Raw genomic sequence first — 1,417 nt, 5'->3', positions numbered from 1 at the left:
ATGGTTTCTGTATTGCACAGGAGCCATCCTTTTTAGATTCCATTGATAACGATAATTATTGTAATAGACCATGTAGTGATTGATTTTCGCTTTTAGTTCCTCAAGTGTCTTCAAGGAGCTAAAGTCTACTTCGTCTTTAAAATGACCGAAAAACGATTCCTGTGGCGCATTGTCCCAACAGTTTCCTCGGCGTGACATCGATTGACCTAAGCCATGTTTTTTTAAGAGCGTTTGATAGCGTGGACTTGTATAGTGAACCCCTTGATCTGAATGGATAAAGGCCTCTGGATGAAGAAGAACGCGCTTATTACGGATCAATTTTTCAATCGTTTCCGTAGCGATTTCGAGCGTGATTCGGTCTGAGACATGGTACGCTAAAATTTCGTTCGTCGAGGCATCTTTTATCGTCGACAAATAAGCCATACACTTTCCGTTATATGGCACATAGGTGATGTCCGTTAATAATACTTTCCCGGGGATACCTTGCTTAAATTCACGATTTAATTTATTTGGCACAACACGATGTTCCTTCGTTGCTTTCGCCATTTGTTTATATGGATTCGGTTTACGATGCGGGCAGACAATCCCGTACTTGCGCATAATACGCTGGATTTTTTTACGGCTCATCACACATTGAAAATCCTGCTCGAGTGTCATTTTAATCGAACGAGAGCCTTTCTTATAACCACGACGATCAAAGGCTTTTAAAATCATATCGCGTGCCTTTAAATCCTTCTGTTCTCTCACTGCTCGCACATCACTCGCCTGTAAATAGCTATAATAGCCTGAGCGAGAAACCTTTAAGAGGTCACAAAAATACGTCACCATCCGTTTAAATGGAAACTGAGTGAGCGTATCTGAAATGAGTTGAAAGACCTTATTTGTGCTTAGTTTTTGGCTGTCGTTTAGCAGCCTCCTTTCTGTCGCTTCGAGCTTTTTTAGTAAATCTACTTGCCCCTCCAATAGTTGAATGCGTGCAGCTTGTCTTTCAATGACTTCTGCCGCTGTTAATTCGCGTTTAATCGGTCTACCTGATCCAGATTTGCGTGTATCCGTTAAGCCAATTAAGCCGTTCTTTTCATATGCTTTACGCCAACGAAATGCTGATTGTTCAATACGTTTGATCCCGATTATCTCTTCATCAAAGCCATATTCCTTAAAAATTTGTCTCGGTGTTTTCCCTGCGAAGTATTCATCAATGAATTGACTCTTAAATGTATCTGTATAGGTAATCGTACGTTCGCTAACCTGTTGTACGTTTGGATTTTTTTGAAGTTGTAGTATCTGTTTTGTTGAAAATATAATTTTACTCATAGTAGCCCCTAGTTCGTCCTTTAATCTTGAAAGTCTAGTATATAAAAAATACCCGCAGTTAGCACACTCTTTTTCAAGTGTCCTAACTACAGGTACCATATTA

1 protein-coding gene is annotated in these 1,417 nt (G+C 39.8%); it reads right to left on the bottom strand.

The annotated features are described in order from the left end of the window. Window positions 1-1,314: IS3 family transposase (locus ACFXN8_RS26470; RefSeq protein ID WP_386848326.1), on the bottom strand; the 1,314-nt coding region annotated here is incomplete at its 3' end. Window positions 1,315-1,417: the final 103 nt, after the last annotated feature.

It is taken from the genome of Lysinibacillus sp. NPDC059133 (genome assembly GCF_042755925.1).
GTDB lineage: Bacteria > Bacillota > Bacilli > Bacillales_A > Planococcaceae > Lysinibacillus.
The sequence above is the reverse complement of the archived record's forward strand: the minus strand, read 5'-3'. Positions and strand labels throughout refer to the sequence as shown.